The organism is Streptomyces sp. NPDC093221, assembly GCF_044753885.1.
Taxonomy (GTDB): domain Bacteria; phylum Actinomycetota; class Actinomycetes; order Streptomycetales; family Streptomycetaceae; genus Actinacidiphila.
Genome location: NZ_JBIVOA010000004.1, coordinates 438,031 through 451,960 on the forward strand (window position 1 = coordinate 438,031; position 13,930 = coordinate 451,960).

The window sequence follows — 13,930 nt, forward strand, 5'->3', positions numbered from 1 at the left end:
CCGTGGCCCGGTCGGACACGTCGTCCTCATCGGCCCTCCTCCTGCCCGGCCGGGTGGTCGGTGGCCCACTGGAGCAGGTCGAGGAAGGCCCGGTTGAGCAGCGCGGTGTCGGCGGGCCGCAACGGCCGCTGCGCCATCAACAGCGCCTGCCCGTACAGCGCTTCGACGGAGCTGGCCACCAGGTCGCGGGCGCCGAGCGCGCCGATCCTGCGCACCAGCGGGTTGAGGTGGTTCAGGACCAGCCGGGACCTGGGCGCGGTGCCGCGCAGCGATCCGAGGATGCCCGCCCACAGGTCGTCGGCCTGTTCCTCTTCCTCCTCGCGGGCGCGCTCGTGCCGGGCCGACCGGTCGTCGAGGTGCAGGGCGGGGACGGTCAGCGGGTGGAACGTGCGCAGGACGACGTCACAGCCCAGCGGGTCGAGTGCGGCGCGGGCGACGGTGAGGAAGCCGGACAGGGCCAGTTCCTCGGCCGGGTCGACCGTGTCGAGGTGGGCGGTGACGGTGTCGGCGTCCAGTTCCGCGACCGGGGTGCCCGGCCGTACCCGCGGGAGCATCCCGACCAGGTCGGCGTCGTACGTGTAACCGCCGTTGACCACGCCCATGCCCTGGGCGGCGGCGATGGCGGCGACCTGGCGGAATTCCTCGACGGTGCGGGTGAAGTGCACGGTCGGGTGGCGGCGGGCGAATTCGTCGAGCGACTGCTGCCCGTCGGTGGTCTCGAACGGCAGCCAGGGCAGCATCACCCGCAGCAGGTCGGGGTCGTGCCGGGCGAGCGTCTTCACGCCGAGGTGGTGCACGGACAGGAAGTGTCCGAGGCGTTCCGGCTCGCCCGCGGCCAGCGTCGTCAGCCACTCCTTGATCCGCTCGCCCAGCGCGTCGCGGACGGCGGCGAGCGTCTCGTCGGCGTAGAGGTGTTCGCGGGACGCGGTCGGCCTCAGGCTGTCGGTGTCGATGACGCAGCGGACGAAGAAGGCCCAGTCCGGGAGGAGTTCGTCGGCGCGGTCGGTGAGCAGCATGCCCTTGAGGTGCACGCGGTGGCCCGCGCGCTGGGCCGGGCTGACGGCGGAGGGCAGGACGTACGCGATGCCGCGCACTCCGGCGACCGGAACGTCGAGGTCGATGGCGTCCAGCGGCAGGAAGCCGAACTGCTCCTGGCAGTGCCTGGCCAACTCCACCCGGCGGGCCCCGGCACTGGCGTGGCGGCGCTCCCAGACCGGCGGCCGGTCGGTGACGGGCGTGTCGTCCACCCGGATGTCGTACGGCAGCAGCGAGCCGAAGTCGCGGGTGACGGCGGTGACCCGCTCGGGTGTGAACCAGTCGGCGGCGCCGGGCCGCGCGGTGAGGTGCACGGTGGTGCCGGGTTCGGTCCTGGCGTCGTCCGGCAGCGTGCGTACGGTGTACGAGCCATCGTCGCGCGCGGACCATTCGACCGGCGGCGCGTCCGGGGTGCGGGCGGAGCGGCTGACCACGCGGATGGTGTCGGCGACGACGAAGCAGGCCAGCAGGCCGATGCCGAACTGGCCGAGGAATTCGGAGCGGGCGGAGGCGATGCCGCTCTCCAGCGCGTCGCGCTTGGAGCTGCGTCCGATGGTGGCCAGCAGATTGTGCACGTCGGCCTCGGTGAGGCCGATCCCGGTGTCCTGGACGCGCAGCGCGCCGGGTTCGGTGTGCAGCAGGACGCGGGCGGGCGCGTCCTGGTCCTGCGCGCGGCGGGCGGTGATCGCGTCGACGCCGTTCTGCAGAAGTTCCCGCAGGTAGACCTTCGGGCTGGAGTAGAGGTGGTGGGAGAGGAGATCCACCAGGCCACGCAGATCGACCTGGAAGGTGTGCGGTGTCTGTTCTGCAGTCATCGTCGCTGCGCCGGTGGGGGTAGCTGCTTCGGCGCGGGTAGGGCGGCTCGGGTGGTCCGCGGCGGGGTGAAGTCGGGCCATCGTAGGCGGCGCGGGGGCTCGTTGACCATGGGGCCATGGATGCCGCACTCCGGCGCGAGAGGGGCGCATTCGGCAAAAACGTTGAAAACGTAAGTTAACCGAAAAGATCCGTCCTTTACCGGCCGGTCACGGAACGTTCGTGATCACGCAACACATCTTAGGCATGGTAGACGTATGTCTCAGTCGACTCCTGCCCATCCCGGATCCCGTCAGCATCACTGGCGCCGCGAAATCGTCGAAGTGGCCGCGCTGTTCACGGCGATGGCCACCGCCGACCTGATCGCCGAGACGGTGGGGCACGGACCCGACGGCCGGGTGCTGCTGGTCATGTCGGCGGCGGCGCTGCTCGCGGTCGCGGGCTTCCACACCTGGTGGGCACGCGGGCGCGGCCACGCGCCACCGGCCGCCGCGCCGCGTACGGGCGAGGACGGACGCGCCGACGTATCCCCCGACGAGGCAGGCGCCGAGCGCGCGGGCGACCGTACCGACGGCGAGACGACGCTGTGGCGGCTGCGGACGACCGTGCGCGACGCCCCCGGCAGCCTGGGCGCGGTGTGCACGGCGCTCGCGGGCAGCCGCGTCGACATCGTCACCCTTCAGACGCACCCGCTGGCCGACGGCACGGTGGACGAGTTCCTGCTGCGGGCCCCTGCGGCGCTGCCCGCCACGGCGCTCGCCCGGACCGTCACCGCCGCGGGCGGCACCGACACATGGACGGAGCGGGCGGACGCCCACGACCTGGTGGACACCCCGACCCGCATGCTCACCCTGGCCACCCGTACGGCGCTCGACGCGGCGGAACTGCCGCTCGCGCTGCGGCAGTTGTTCGGCCGCTGCACCATCCGCTCGACGCCCGCGCCCGCCGACGCCCCCGCTCACGCCGAGGACGCGCTCGACGGAACCGTGATGCGGCTGCGCGACCCGTCGGGCGGCACGATCACCGTCCAGCGCGACCATCTCCCCTTCACGCCCACCGAGTTCGCCAGGGCGCGGGCCCTGCTGGAACTCGACGCGCGGCTCGGCGCGCGCCTCGGGGCCAGGACGCCCGACGCCAGGGACGTCCTGACGCTCCCCGAGGGCAACGAGATCACGATCCGCCGCGCCGGGCCCGAGGACCGCGAAGCCGCCCTGGCCATGCACGAGCGCTGCTCCCCCGGCACTCTCGCCCTGCGCTACCACGGCCCCGTGGGCGACGCCGACCGCTACCTCGCCCACCTGCTCAGCCCCCGCTTCGGCCAGTCCCTCGCCGTCGAGACCGCCTCCGGCCGCCTGGTCGCCCTCGGCCACCTTCTCTGGGACGGCGACGAGAACGAGGTCGCCCTCCTCGTCGAGGACGGCTGGCAGCGGCGCGGCATCGGTGCGGCCATGCTGCGCAAGCTGGTCGCCATGGCCGCCGAGGCCGGGCGTGACAGCGTTTACGCTGTCACGCAGTCGACCAACACCGGCATGGTCGCCGCCATGCGCGAGCTTGCGCTGCCGCTCGACTACCAGGTCGAGGACGGCACCCTCGTCATCACCGCCACCCTGGCGTCTGCCGACGCCCCTTCCCCCCTCCCCCGCACCACCCAGGACCGCACCTGACGCCTCGGGTCACGCCCCGAAGGGGCGCGGGAAGGGTGCACTGCCGTCGCGCAGGGCCTGCTCTCCAGGGGCGCGGGAGAGGTGCGCTGCCGTCGCGCAGGGCCTGATTTCCAGGGGCGCGAGGAACTGCGCGGCCCGCCCCCACCGGGCTGTCAGCCCGAAAACACACAGCAACTGCCCCACTGGGGCCGGTTCTCAGACGTGCCACCGCGCGAGCTGAGCGCGCAGTTCCCCGCGCCCCTAAAAACACGGCCTACCCTCCTGCGTCAGCGGAGACCGCGGTCAGACGTCGATGCGACGTACGCCGGGTGCGGCCGAGGTGGTGGAAGACGCGAGCGCGAGCGTCAAGTCGGACCAGAGGTCGTCGACGTCTTCGAGGCCGACCGAAAGGCGGAGGAGCCGTTCGCTGACGCCGGAGCGGGAGCGATCGGCCTCGGGGACGATGCGGTGGCTGATGGAGGCGGGGTGCTGGATGAGGGTGTCGACGCTGCCGAGGCTGACGGCCGGGGTGATGAGGCGGACGGCGCCGATGACGGCGTGGGGGTCGCCGAGGACTTCGAAGGCGATCATGGCGCCGCCGATCCGCGGGTAGTGGACGGCGCCGACGCGCGGATCGGCGGTGAGGCGCCGGGCCAGTTCCGCGGCGGTCGCGGAGGCAGCCCGCATGCGTACCGGAAGGGTGGAGAGCCCGCGCAGCAGGAGGTAGCCGGCGAGCGGGTGCAGGACGCCTCCGGTGGCGAACCGCACCTTGCGCAGGCGCCGCGCGAAGTCCTCGTCGCAGGCCACGGCGCCGCCGAGCACGTCGCCGTGGCCGCCCAGGTACTTGGTCGCGCTGTGCAGCACGATCCGGGCGCCGGATTCGGCGGGCCGCTGGAGTACGGGCGTGGCGAAGGTGTTGTCGACCAGCAGCGGCACGGTGCCGCAGGAGTGGGCGACGGCCCGCAGGTCGACCTCCGCGAGCGTCGGGTTGGCGGGCGTCTCGACGATGACGAGACCGGTGTCGGGCCGCATCGCGTCCGCGATGCCCGCCGGGTCGGTCCAGGTCACCTCGGTACCGAGAAGTCCGGCCGTCAGCAGGTGGTCGCTGCATCCGTACAGCGGCCGGACGGCGACGACATGGCGCAGCCCGTCGGCGGCGCGCGCCAGCAGGCAGGCGGTCAGCGCGGCCATCCCGCTGGCGAAGGCCACCGCGGCCTCGGTGCCCTCCAGCCGGGCCAGCGCGGTCTCGAAGCGGGCGGTGGTGGGATTGTCCAGCCGGGCGTAGACGGGCGGGCCTTCGAGCTGTTCACCGGTGGCGGCGAAGGCGTCGATCCGCCGGGCCTCGGCGCGGCTGTCGTACGACGGGTAGGTGGTGGACAGGTCGAGCGGCACGGCGTGCACGCCGAGGGCCGCGAGGTCTTCGCGCCCGGCGTGCACGGCCTCGGTGGCCAGGGTCAGGCGGGGCCGGGACGGTGTCGTTGCTGCTGTCGTCTCCATGTGCTCCAGGCTGAACGCTCACCGGGCGTCGTGGGAGAACGCCCGTGCTACGTTCGCCCGATGTCTGATTCCGTCGCGCTGGATCCGGTGGATCTGGAGATTCTCCGGCTGCTGCAGAACGATGCCCGGACCACGTACCGCGACCTCGCGGCGGCCGTCGGTGTGGCACCGTCGACCTGCCTCGACCGGGTGGCCCGGCTGCGGCGCGGCGGCGTGATCCTCGGGCACGAGCTGCGGCTGGACCCGGCGAAGCTGGGCCGCGGTCTGGAGGCGCTTCTTCTGGTGCAGGTACGGCCGCACCGCAGGGAGTTGATCACACCGTTCGTGGACCGCGTCCGCGCGCTGCCGGAGTCCCGCGCCCTGTTCCACCTCACCGGGCCCGACGACTATCTGGTGCATGTCGCGGTGACCGGTGCCACCGATCTCCAGCGGCTGGTGATCGACGAGTTCACCTCACGGCGGGAGGTCGCGCGGGTCGAGACGCGGCTGATCTTCCAGCAGTGGGCGTGCGGCCCGCTGCTGCCGCCCACGCCGTGACCCAGACGGTCCGATCCGTACGGGTCCGGCGGGGCTGTTCCGCGGGGCGCGAGGGCCGGGGAACACGCCCCCAGCTGCGGCGTACGCGCCAGGCGTAAGGCACCACGCACACAATGGTGGTGACGCGAGGGCCGGTCTCGTACCAGGATGGCGCCATGTCCAATATCACCAGCAGCCCTCTGCCCCGCCAGGTCGCCGACACCTACGTCGACGATCTCCTCGCTCTCGACCCGGTCCTCGGCACGTACCTCGGCGCCCCCGGCAGCGCCCGCCGCCTGCCGGACTTCTCACCGGCCGGCGCCGACGCGCTGGCCGCGCTGGCCCGTGCCACGCTGGACCGGTTGACCGAGGCGGAGGCGCGGCCCGGTGGCGAGAGCGACGCCGAGCGGCGGTGCGCGCGGCTGCTGCGCGAGCGGCTGAGCGCGGAACTCGCCGTGCACGCGGCCGACGAGCACCTGCGCGCGGTGAGCAACCTCAGCTCCCCCGCGCACAGCGTCCGGGACGCGTTCACCCTCATGCCGACCGACTCCGCGGCGGACTACGCCGATCTCGCCGCCCGGCTGCGCGCCGTCCCGGCCGCGCTCGACAGTTACCGCGCCGCGCTCGCCGAGGGCCTGTCCCGCAAGCTGTACGCGGGCCCGCGCCAGGTGTCGACGGTCATCGGCCAGATCGGTGAGTGGATCGGCGACGACGGCGGGGAGAGCTGGTTCACCGCGCTCGTCGCCGAGGGGCCGCAGGAGCTGCGCGCCGAGCTGGACGCCGCCGCCGCCGAGACCACCGCCGCCTACGCGGCCCTGCGCGACTGGCTGCGCGACACGTACGCCCCCGCCGCCGAGGGCACGTCCGACACCGTGGGCCGCGAGCGCTACGCCCGCTGGTGCCGGCTGTGGAACGGTACGGACCTCGACCTGGACGAGGCGTACGCGTACGGCTGGTCCGAATACCACCGCATCCACGCCGAGATGGTCGCCGAGGCCGCGAAGATCCTGCCCGACAAGTCCCCCTGGGAGGTGCTGGCCCACCTGGACCAGCACGGCACCGCCATCGAGGGCGTGGACGAGGTACGCGACTGGCTCCAGGGCCTGATGGACGAGGCGATCCAGGCGCTGGACGGTACGCACTTCGAGCTGGCCGACCGGGTCAAGCGCGTCGAGTCCCGGATCGCGCCCCCCGGCGGCGCGGCGGCCCCGTACTACACCGGTCCTTCGGAGGACTTCAGCCGTCCCGGCCGTACGTGGCTGCCGACGATGGGCAAGACCCGTTTCCCGATCTTCGACCTGGTCTCCACCTGGTACCACGAGGGTGTGCCGGGCCATCACCTCCAGATCGCGCAGTGGGTGCACGTCGCCGAGAGCCTGTCCCGCTACCAGGCCACCGTCGGCATGGTCAGCGCCAACGCGGAGGGCTGGGCGCTGTACGCCGAGCGCCTCATGGACGAGCTGGGCTTCCTCACCGACCCCGAGCGGCGCCTGGGGTACCTGGACGCCCAGATGATGCGTGCCAACCGCGTCATCGTCGACATCGGCATGCACCTCGAACTGGACATCCCCGCCGACTCGCCCTTCCACCCGGGCGAGCGCTGGACGCCCGAGCTGGCCCGCGAGTTCTTCGGCCTCCACAGCGGCCGGCCCGCCGACTTCGTCGACAGCGAGCTCATCCGCTACCTCGGCATGCCCGGCCAGGCCATCGGCTACAAGCTCGGCGAGCGTGCCTGGCTCACCGGCCGCGAGACCGCTCGCGCGGCGCACGGCGACGCCTTCGACGCCAAGGCGTGGCACATGGCGGCCCTGTCGCTCGGGTCGCTGGGACTCGACGACCTGGTGGCGGAGATCTCGGCGCTCTGACCTCCGGTCGGGGCATTTCCCGGTGACGCGAGCCCCGCCTCGCCCCCCGGGGAGACCTGTGCCCCGAAGGCGCGCCGGGGGGAACCGCGCGCTCGGCCCCCACCGGTCCGGTGGTCGCGAAACAGCGTCTGCCCCACCGGGGCGACCCTGTGCCCGCGGCCCCGTGCGGGCCGGTCGCGCGGTTCCCCCCGCCCGCGGAAAAGCCGGGCGCGGCCCTCGGCACGGGGTCGCCGCGCGGGGCGGTTACGCTGCTGCCTTCCGGTTCGACGCCGGGACGACAGCTCGCAGAAGGCGGTACGGCTCGATGACGTTGCACGCTTCCCATGACGGTGGACGGCTGGTGCTGACGCAGGGCCGGTTGACCCTGCGTGAGCAGCTTCCGGAGGACGCGGCGCTGTTGGCGGACGGCAAGCCCGCCGGCTTGGTGTGGGTCGACGGCGTGCCGGGGGACGGCACGGTGGGCGCGGCCTCGATGACGGTGGCCGCCGCCGCGGCGGGCGTCTACCGGCCGGGCTGGGGCGTCTTCGCGATACAGCGCAGTGACGACCTGGTGGCGCTGGGCGGCGCCGGGTTCCACGGGCCGCCGGACGGCGGCGCGGTGGAGATCGGGTACGACCTGTCGGAGTCGGGGCGGGGCGCGGGCTGGGCCACGGACGCGGCGCGGGTGCTGTGCCAGTGGGCGCTCGCGCAGCCGGGTGTGCTGGTGGTGCTCGCCACCACGGAACCGGCGAACCGCCCGTCGCAGGCCGTTCTGGAGCGCGTCGGCTTCGTGCGGGTCGCGGACCGCGGCGAGCTGTGGGCGTACGAGCTGACGTCGCTGCCGGACTGAACGGCCGAACAGGCGGACGTCGGGGTCAGCAGCCGCAGTCGTCGGCGCCGACCGGCGCGGTCAGGGGGTCGGCCGTGCGCCGGGCGGGGCCGTCGGCCGTCTCGTACGCGAAGCCCTCGCGGATCCAGTACTCCATGCCGCCGAGCATTTCCTTGACCCGGTAGCCGAGGCCGGCCAGGGCGAGGGCGGCGCGGGTGGCGCCGTTGCAGGCGGGGCCCCAGCAGTGGACGACGACCGGGACGTCGCGGTCGAGGAATTCGGCGGCGAGTTCGGGGACGCGCGCGGTCGGCAGGTGGACGGCGCCGGGGATGTGGCCCTGGTCCCAGGACTCGGTGGAGCGGGAGTCGAGCACGACGAAGCCGGGGTCGCCGCCCGTGGCGCGGGCCGCCTCCAGTGACGCGGCGACATCGGAGACGTCGGTGTGGAAGGCCAGGGAGGCCGCGAAGTACGCGGCGGCGTCGGCGGGGGCTGCCGGCGGCACCCGCAGGACCGGGCCGACGGCGGTGGCAGGGGTGGCGCTGAGCTGGGATGTCCGCTGTGTCATGGCGCAGAATCTACGGTCGCGCCCGGCTTGCCGGAAGTGCGCTTCCCCCGCAAATGCCTTGATCGGCCGGGCTTTCCCCTGCTATCCCTCGTGCATGACCGCTTATTCCCTCGACCCGACCGACTGGCGGCTGCTGGAGGCCCTGCAACGCGACGGCCGGGCCAGTTACGCCGAGCTGGCCCGTACCGTCTCGATGTCGCCGAGCGCCGTCACGGAGCGGGTCCGGCGCCTGGAGGAGGCCGGGGTGATCACCGGATATTCGGCGGTGATCGACCACGACCGGATCGGGCTGCCGATCCTCGCGATGGTCCGGCTGCGCTATCCGACCGGCAATTACCGGCCGTTCCACGACATGCTGGCGACCACCCCCGAGGTGCTCGAGGCGCATCACGTGACGGGGGACGACTGCTTCGTGATGAAGGTCGCGGCGCGGTCCATGCGACATCTGGAGGAGACCACCGGGCGGATCGCCGGGCTCGGCGCGGTCACGACCAGCATCGTCTACTCCTCACCGCTGGAGCGGCGCCCCCTCACGCTCTGACCGGCCCGCCTCCGGCGGCGGCCGGTGCCCCGGTCCGCATCCGCACGCTCGATCCGTCCCTGCCCTTGACGACCCGCAGTTGGGCCGGAATGCGGTGCCGCAGGTCGGCGACGTGGCTGACGATGCCCACCGCGCGGTCGCGTTCCCGCAGGCCGTCGAGGACGTCGAGCACTTCGTCGAGGGTCTGGTCGTCGAGGCTGCCGAAGCCCTCGTCGATGAAGAGGGTGTCGAGGCGGGCGCCGCCCGCCTCGTCGGTCACGACATCGGCGAGGCCGAGCGCGAGGGCGAGCGACGCGAAGAAGGTCTCGCCGCCGGAGAGCGTCGCGGTGTCGCGTTCGGTGCCGGTCCAGGCGTCGACCACCATCAGGCCGAGCCCCGACTTGGCCCGGCCGCCGCCGCGCGCGTCGGTGTGCACGAGGGTGTAGCGGCCCGAGGACATGCGCTGGAGGCGTACGGCCGCCGCGGCGGCGACCTGTTCCAGCCGCGCCGCCAGCACGTACGTCTCCAGCTCCATCCGGTAGCGGTTCTCCGCGGTGGTGGCGGAGGCGAGGTCGGAGAGCCGGGCGATGGCGTCGAACTCCGCGCGGGCCGGGGCGAGTTCCCTGGTACGGGTGGCGGCCTGCGCGGACAGCCGGTCGAGTTCGGCGCGGCGGGTCGCGGCGGCGGACTCGGCGGCCGATGCGGCGCGCAGCCGGTCGGTCGCGGCGGCGAGTGCGGCCTGCGCGGCTGCCGGTTCCGCGGGCGGCAGTTGGGCCGCGGCGGCGGGTTCGGGCGCGGCGAGGTCCGCTTCGACGGCGGCCTCCTCCTTGGCCCACGCCTCGGCCTCGCGCTCGGCGCGCCACAGCCGTTCCGGGTCGAGCAGCGCGGCCTCGGCGTCGGCGGGCGCCGCGAAACCGGCGCGCGTCGCGGCCTCCGCGAGCGCCGTGTCGGCCTCCGCGAGCCGCTGCCGGCTGTCGCTCCGGTCGCGTACGGCGTGCGCCGCCCGTTCGAGCAGCGCGATCCGCGCCGACAGCCGGGCCCGCCGGTCCGCGACGCTCGCGTACCCGGCCCGCGCCTGGTCCAACTCGGCGCTCAACCGCCGCTGCTGCGCGTCCAGTTCCTCCCGCCGCGAGGTGCGTACGTCGGTCCTGCTCTGTGCCTCGTGCCGCTGCGCCGTGCGGCGGTCGCGCTCCTGTTCCGCGCGCTCCAGCGCCCGGCGCGCCTCGGACACGTCGGCCGCCGCGCCTGCGGCGGTGGAGTGTTCGGCCTCCAGTACGGCGCAGGCGGCGGTCAGCCGGGCCAGCGGCTCGTCCCCCGCCGTGGCGGCGGCGGCCTCCCACGCGGCCCCGATCCGGTCGGCTTCGGCACGCGCCGACTCGTGCCGGGCCGCGGCGCGTTCGTAGGCGGCGCCGGCCGCGTCCTCGTCGGCGCGGGTGACCTGCTGCGCGGCGGGCCGCGCGGGGGCGGGGTGTTCCGGCGAGCCGCACACCCGGCAGGGCTCGCCGTCCGCCAACTGCTCGGCCAATTCGGCGGCGATGCCGTCGATCCTGGCCTCCCGCAGGTCCTGCCACGTCTCCCTGGCCCGTGCCGCCGTGTCCCGCGCGTCCCGCGCCCGGTCCTGAGCCCGCGTCAACTCCTGCGCCAGCCGGTCGCGTTGGTCCGCCGCGTCCCTGCGGCGGCGCGCGGTCTCCAGCTCAGCCGCCAGGCCCGCAGCCCTGGTCGCGGCCTCGGCCGCGCCGTCCGCCCTGGTCTGCAAGGCGGTGCGCAGCGACGGCCACTCCTCCAGCCATCCGTCGGCCTCGCGTACGGCTCCCTCGTCCGCGCGCTCCTCCCGGTCGAGCGCCGCGCGCCGCTCGGCGATCTCCCGCACGCGCTGCTCGGCCTCTCCGGCCCGGGCGAGGCCGCCCAGCTCCTCCCGCAGCTCCCCCGCGCGTCCCGCCAGCGCCTCGGCGCGCCAAGACCCGTGCTCCGCCGGGCTGTTGGGCGGCACGGAGGCGGATTCGGGTGCCACCTCGCCCCGGTCGGCCTTCCGTTGCTCGCCGAGCCTGACGTCCTGACGGTCCACGGACCTGACCTCGGTCGGCCTGACGGTCCGCTCTTCGCCGTACCCGACAGACGCCCGATCGGCGGGCCCACCGGCCGACCGCTGCTCGCCGGGCCCGCCGAGCGGCAACTGGCCACCGGGCCCGGCGTCTTGGCCGTCCGAGGACCGGCCGGGCTCGGCCGGGCCGGAAGCCGGTCGGGGGCCCGGCGCGTCGGCCGCCAGTGGACCGGCCGCCTGCCGGGCGGGCGTCTCCACCGGGGATCGGTGGTGCGGTACGGCGGGCGTCGGGGGCTGTTCGCCCGCGGTCGTCAGGTCCGTGAGGACGCGGCCTTCGAGGGCGACGGCTTCACGGTGTTGGAGGGCGGCCTTGTCGCGCAGGGCGAGGGCGGGTTCGACGGTCGCGGCGCGGTGGGCGCGGGCCAGGCGGTCGCGGGCGGCGGCGCGGTGGGCGCGCTCACCGTCGAGGGCGGCGGCGCGGCGGCGGGCCTCGGCGTGCCGGGACTGGAGGGCGGAGAGGTCGCGGGCGGCGTCGAAGCCGGTGGCGGCGGCGCGGTGGGCGGCCTCGGCGTGCCGCAGGGCCTGCGCGGCGATCGTGGCGGCCTCGCGGGCGTCGCAGCGCAGGACCGCGGCCCACTCCAACAGCCCTTCGGGCGAGGGGCCTTCGTCCGGCGCTCCGTCAGCCACGGCCCCGGCCGCCAGGCCGCCCGCGGCCTGGCGCATCCGCTCGGCGAGGTGGACCAGCCCCTTGTCACCGGCGGCGAGCCGCCCGGCCGCGTCCTGCTTGCGGTCGCGCAGCCAGTGCTCGACGGCCTTGAAGCGGCGCGTGTCGAAGAGCCGTCCGAGCAGTGCGGTCCTTTCGGTGGCGCTCGCGCGCAGGAAGGTGGCGAATTCGCCCTGCGGCAGCAGCACGACCTGGCAGAACTGCTCGCAGCTCATGCCGACGAGCTGCTTGATCTCCTCGCCGATCTCCTGGTGCGACTTGGACAGCGCCTGCCATCCGCCGTCCTTGTGCTCGCGCAGCAGCGTGACGGCCTTGTCCATGGTGGTCCCGGTGCCGCGCTTCTTCGCCCGCGGCTGCTCGGGCCGCCGGGTAATCTCCAACCGCCGTGTCCCGACGGTCAGTTCGAGGACGACCTCGGTGGCGGTGCCCGCCGCCGCGTGGTCGCTGCGCAGCCGCGTCACCGGCCGGGCGCCGGGCACCTGGCCGTAGAGGGCGTAACAGACGCCGTCCAGGACGGAGGTCTTGCCGGAGCCGGTGGGGCCGTGCAGGAGGAAGAGCCCGGCGGCGGAGAGTTCGTCGAAGTCGACGCGCTGGGTGGCCGCGAAGGGGCCGAAGGCGGTGAGTTCGAGGCGGTGCAGTCGCATCAGGCGCGTTCCGTCCGTACGGTGTCCGCCCGTACCGCGTCGAAGGCCGCGCTCAGCGTGGCGCTCTCGTGCGCGGCGGGCGCGGAGCCGCGGACGTGGGCGACGAAGTCCTCGGCGATCTGCTGGTCGCTGCGCCCGCGCAGCCGCCTGGCGTACGAGGCGAGCGGGTCGTCGTCACCGGTCTCGGGCTCGAAGGCGAGGCTGAGGACGTGCGGGAAGCGTTTCGCGAGCGCGGCCATCGGCTCGTGCGGGCGGAAGGGGTCGGTGAGGGTGGCCTCCACCCAGGCGTCCTCGTGCCGGTCGAGCGCCGGGTCGGCGATCAGGTCGTCGAGACGTCCGCGGATCCGGGCGAGCGCGCGCGGCACGGGCGTGTCGACCCGTTCGGCGTCGATGGCGCCTTCGGGGCCGAGGCCGACCAGCCACATGCTCTTGCGGTGGTGCTCCTCGGAGAAGGAGTACGCGAGCGGCGAGCCGGAGTAGCGGATCCTCCCCGGGCCTTCGGCCAGGGGCTCGCCCGTCGCGTCGCGCTCGGTGAGGGTCTGGCAGCCGTGCAGGTGGCCGAGTGCCACGTAGTCGACGCCGTCGAAGACCTCGGCGGGTACGGCCTCGACGCCGCCCGCGGTGATGTCGCGCTCGCTGGCGCAGGGCGCGGCGCCGGTGACGAAGGCGTGCGCGAGCACGACGCTGCGCGTGCCCGCGGGGCGCTCGGCGAGGTCGGCGCGGATCCGGTCCATGGCGGCGCCGAGCACCGCCGTGTGGTCGGCCCGGTCGGCGGCGAACTCCTCGCGGGCCAGGGCCGGTTCGAGGTACGGCAGCCCGTAGACGGCGACGTCGCCGTGTTCGTCGGTGAGCACGACGGGCCGGTGGCAGCTCGCCGGGTCGGTGCGCAGGTGGATGCCGGAGCGGCCCATGACGCGGGCGCCGACGCCGAGCCGCCGGGCCGAGTCGTGGTTGCCGGAGATCATGACGGTGGGCACGTCCAGGTCGGCGAGCCGGTGCAGTACGTCGTCGAAGAGTTCGACGGCGGACAGCGGCGGGACCGCGCGGTCGTAGACGTCCCCGGCGACGAGGACGGCGTCCACGCGTTCGGCGCGGACGGTGTCCACGAGGTGGTCGAGGAAGGCGCGCTGGGCGTCGAGCAGGCTGACGCGGTGGAAGGAGCGTCCCAGGTGCCAGTCCGAGGTGTGCAGAAATCTCACGCGACCGCTCCGACCCGCACGCTCACCCTCGCCGTTCCTCGACTCCCGCGGGCGTCAGAC

General features: G+C 74.4%; 10 protein-coding genes. 5 read left to right on the forward strand and 5 right to left on the reverse strand.

Annotated features, from left to right (window positions below; genetic code table 11):
* Positions 1-26: 26 nt before the first annotated feature.
* Positions 27-1,850 (reverse strand): HSP90 family protein, encoded by a 1,824-nt coding sequence (locus tag ACIQCJ_RS18900; protein WP_402711962.1) that lies wholly within the window; start codon positions 1,848-1,850, stop codon positions 27-29.
* Between the two features lie 255 nt (positions 1,851-2,105).
* On the opposite strand from ACIQCJ_RS18900, the gene ACIQCJ_RS18905 reads away from it, so the two are divergent.
* A complete protein-coding gene (locus ACIQCJ_RS18905) occupies positions 2,106-3,512 on the forward strand; it encodes a GNAT family N-acetyltransferase (protein ID WP_402711963.1) in 1,407 nt (468 codons plus the stop codon).
* Between the two features lie 282 nt (positions 3,513-3,794).
* Here the strand turns inward: ACIQCJ_RS18905 and ACIQCJ_RS18910 are convergent, their stop codons facing one another.
* Entirely contained in the window at positions 3,795-4,988 is a 1,194-nt protein-coding gene (locus ACIQCJ_RS18910; protein WP_402711964.1) for a trans-sulfuration enzyme family protein, read from the reverse strand.
* A gap of 60 nt (positions 4,989-5,048) precedes the next feature.
* Between ACIQCJ_RS18910 and ACIQCJ_RS18915 the strand changes: the two genes are divergently transcribed.
* The 3 genes from ACIQCJ_RS18915 (at position 5,049) to ACIQCJ_RS18925 (ending at position 8,198) form a co-directional block, all read left to right on the forward strand.
* Complete coding sequence (locus tag ACIQCJ_RS18915) at positions 5,049-5,525, forward strand: Lrp/AsnC family transcriptional regulator (protein ID WP_355341262.1); 477 nt, start codon at positions 5,049-5,051, stop codon at positions 5,523-5,525.
* Positions 5,526-5,680: 155 nt separating this feature from the next.
* Entirely contained in the window at positions 5,681-7,369 is a 1,689-nt protein-coding gene (locus tag ACIQCJ_RS18920; protein WP_391045192.1) for a DUF885 family protein, read from the forward strand.
* Between the two features lie 304 nt (positions 7,370-7,673).
* On the forward strand, positions 7,674-8,198 hold the full coding sequence (locus tag ACIQCJ_RS18925) for a GNAT family protein (protein WP_355341268.1): 525 nt from the start codon (positions 7,674-7,676) through the stop codon (positions 8,196-8,198).
* A gap of 25 nt (positions 8,199-8,223) precedes the next feature.
* On the opposite strand, the gene ACIQCJ_RS18930 is transcribed toward ACIQCJ_RS18925, so the two are convergent.
* Complete coding sequence (locus ACIQCJ_RS18930; protein WP_402711965.1) at positions 8,224-8,742, reverse strand: rhodanese-like domain-containing protein; 519 nt, start codon at positions 8,740-8,742, stop codon at positions 8,224-8,226.
* Positions 8,743-8,836: 94 nt separating this feature from the next.
* Between ACIQCJ_RS18930 and ACIQCJ_RS18935 the strand changes: the two genes are divergently transcribed.
* Positions 8,837-9,283: an Lrp/AsnC family transcriptional regulator gene (locus tag ACIQCJ_RS18935; RefSeq protein WP_355341274.1), complete on the forward strand. Its 447-nt coding sequence runs from the start codon at positions 8,837-8,839 to the stop codon at positions 9,281-9,283.
* Here ACIQCJ_RS18935 and ACIQCJ_RS18940 read toward each other — a convergent pair.
* A complete protein-coding gene (locus ACIQCJ_RS18940; RefSeq protein ID WP_402711966.1) occupies positions 9,273-12,671 on the reverse strand; it encodes an AAA family ATPase in 3,399 nt (1,132 codons plus the stop codon). The two genes, ACIQCJ_RS18935 and ACIQCJ_RS18940, sit on opposite strands and share 11 nt — an antisense overlap.
* The gene (locus tag ACIQCJ_RS18945) at positions 12,671-13,870 is read right to left on the reverse strand and encodes an exonuclease SbcCD subunit D (protein ID WP_402711967.1); all 1,200 of its coding nucleotides are present in this window, start codon (positions 13,868-13,870) and stop codon (positions 12,671-12,673) included. Before ACIQCJ_RS18945 ends, ACIQCJ_RS18940 begins: the two co-directional genes overlap by 1 nt.
* Positions 13,871-13,930: the final 60 nt, after the last annotated feature.

Bases quoted from the DNA above. Each gene is read 5' to 3' on its own strand.
- ACIQCJ_RS18900 (WP_402711962.1), bottom strand. From the start codon at position 1,850: ATGACTGCAGAACAGACACCGCACACCTTCCAGGTCGATCTGCGTGGC.
- ACIQCJ_RS18905 (WP_402711963.1), top strand. From the start codon at position 2,106: ATGTCTCAGTCGACTCCTGCCCATCCCGGATCCCGTCAGCATCACTGG.
- ACIQCJ_RS18910 (WP_402711964.1), bottom strand. From the start codon at position 4,988: ATGGAGACGACAGCAGCAACGACACCGTCCCGGCCCCGCCTGACCCTG.
- ACIQCJ_RS18915 (WP_355341262.1), top strand. From the start codon at position 5,049: ATGTCTGATTCCGTCGCGCTGGATCCGGTGGATCTGGAGATTCTCCGG.
- ACIQCJ_RS18920 (WP_391045192.1), top strand. From the start codon at position 5,681: ATGTCCAATATCACCAGCAGCCCTCTGCCCCGCCAGGTCGCCGACACC.
- ACIQCJ_RS18925 (WP_355341268.1), top strand. From the start codon at position 7,674: ATGACGTTGCACGCTTCCCATGACGGTGGACGGCTGGTGCTGACGCAG.
- ACIQCJ_RS18930 (WP_402711965.1), bottom strand. From the start codon at position 8,742: ATGACACAGCGGACATCCCAGCTCAGCGCCACCCCTGCCACCGCCGTC.
- ACIQCJ_RS18935 (WP_355341274.1), top strand. From the start codon at position 8,837: ATGACCGCTTATTCCCTCGACCCGACCGACTGGCGGCTGCTGGAGGCC.
- ACIQCJ_RS18940 (WP_402711966.1), bottom strand. From the start codon at position 12,671: ATGCGACTGCACCGCCTCGAACTCACCGCCTTCGGCCCCTTCGCGGCC.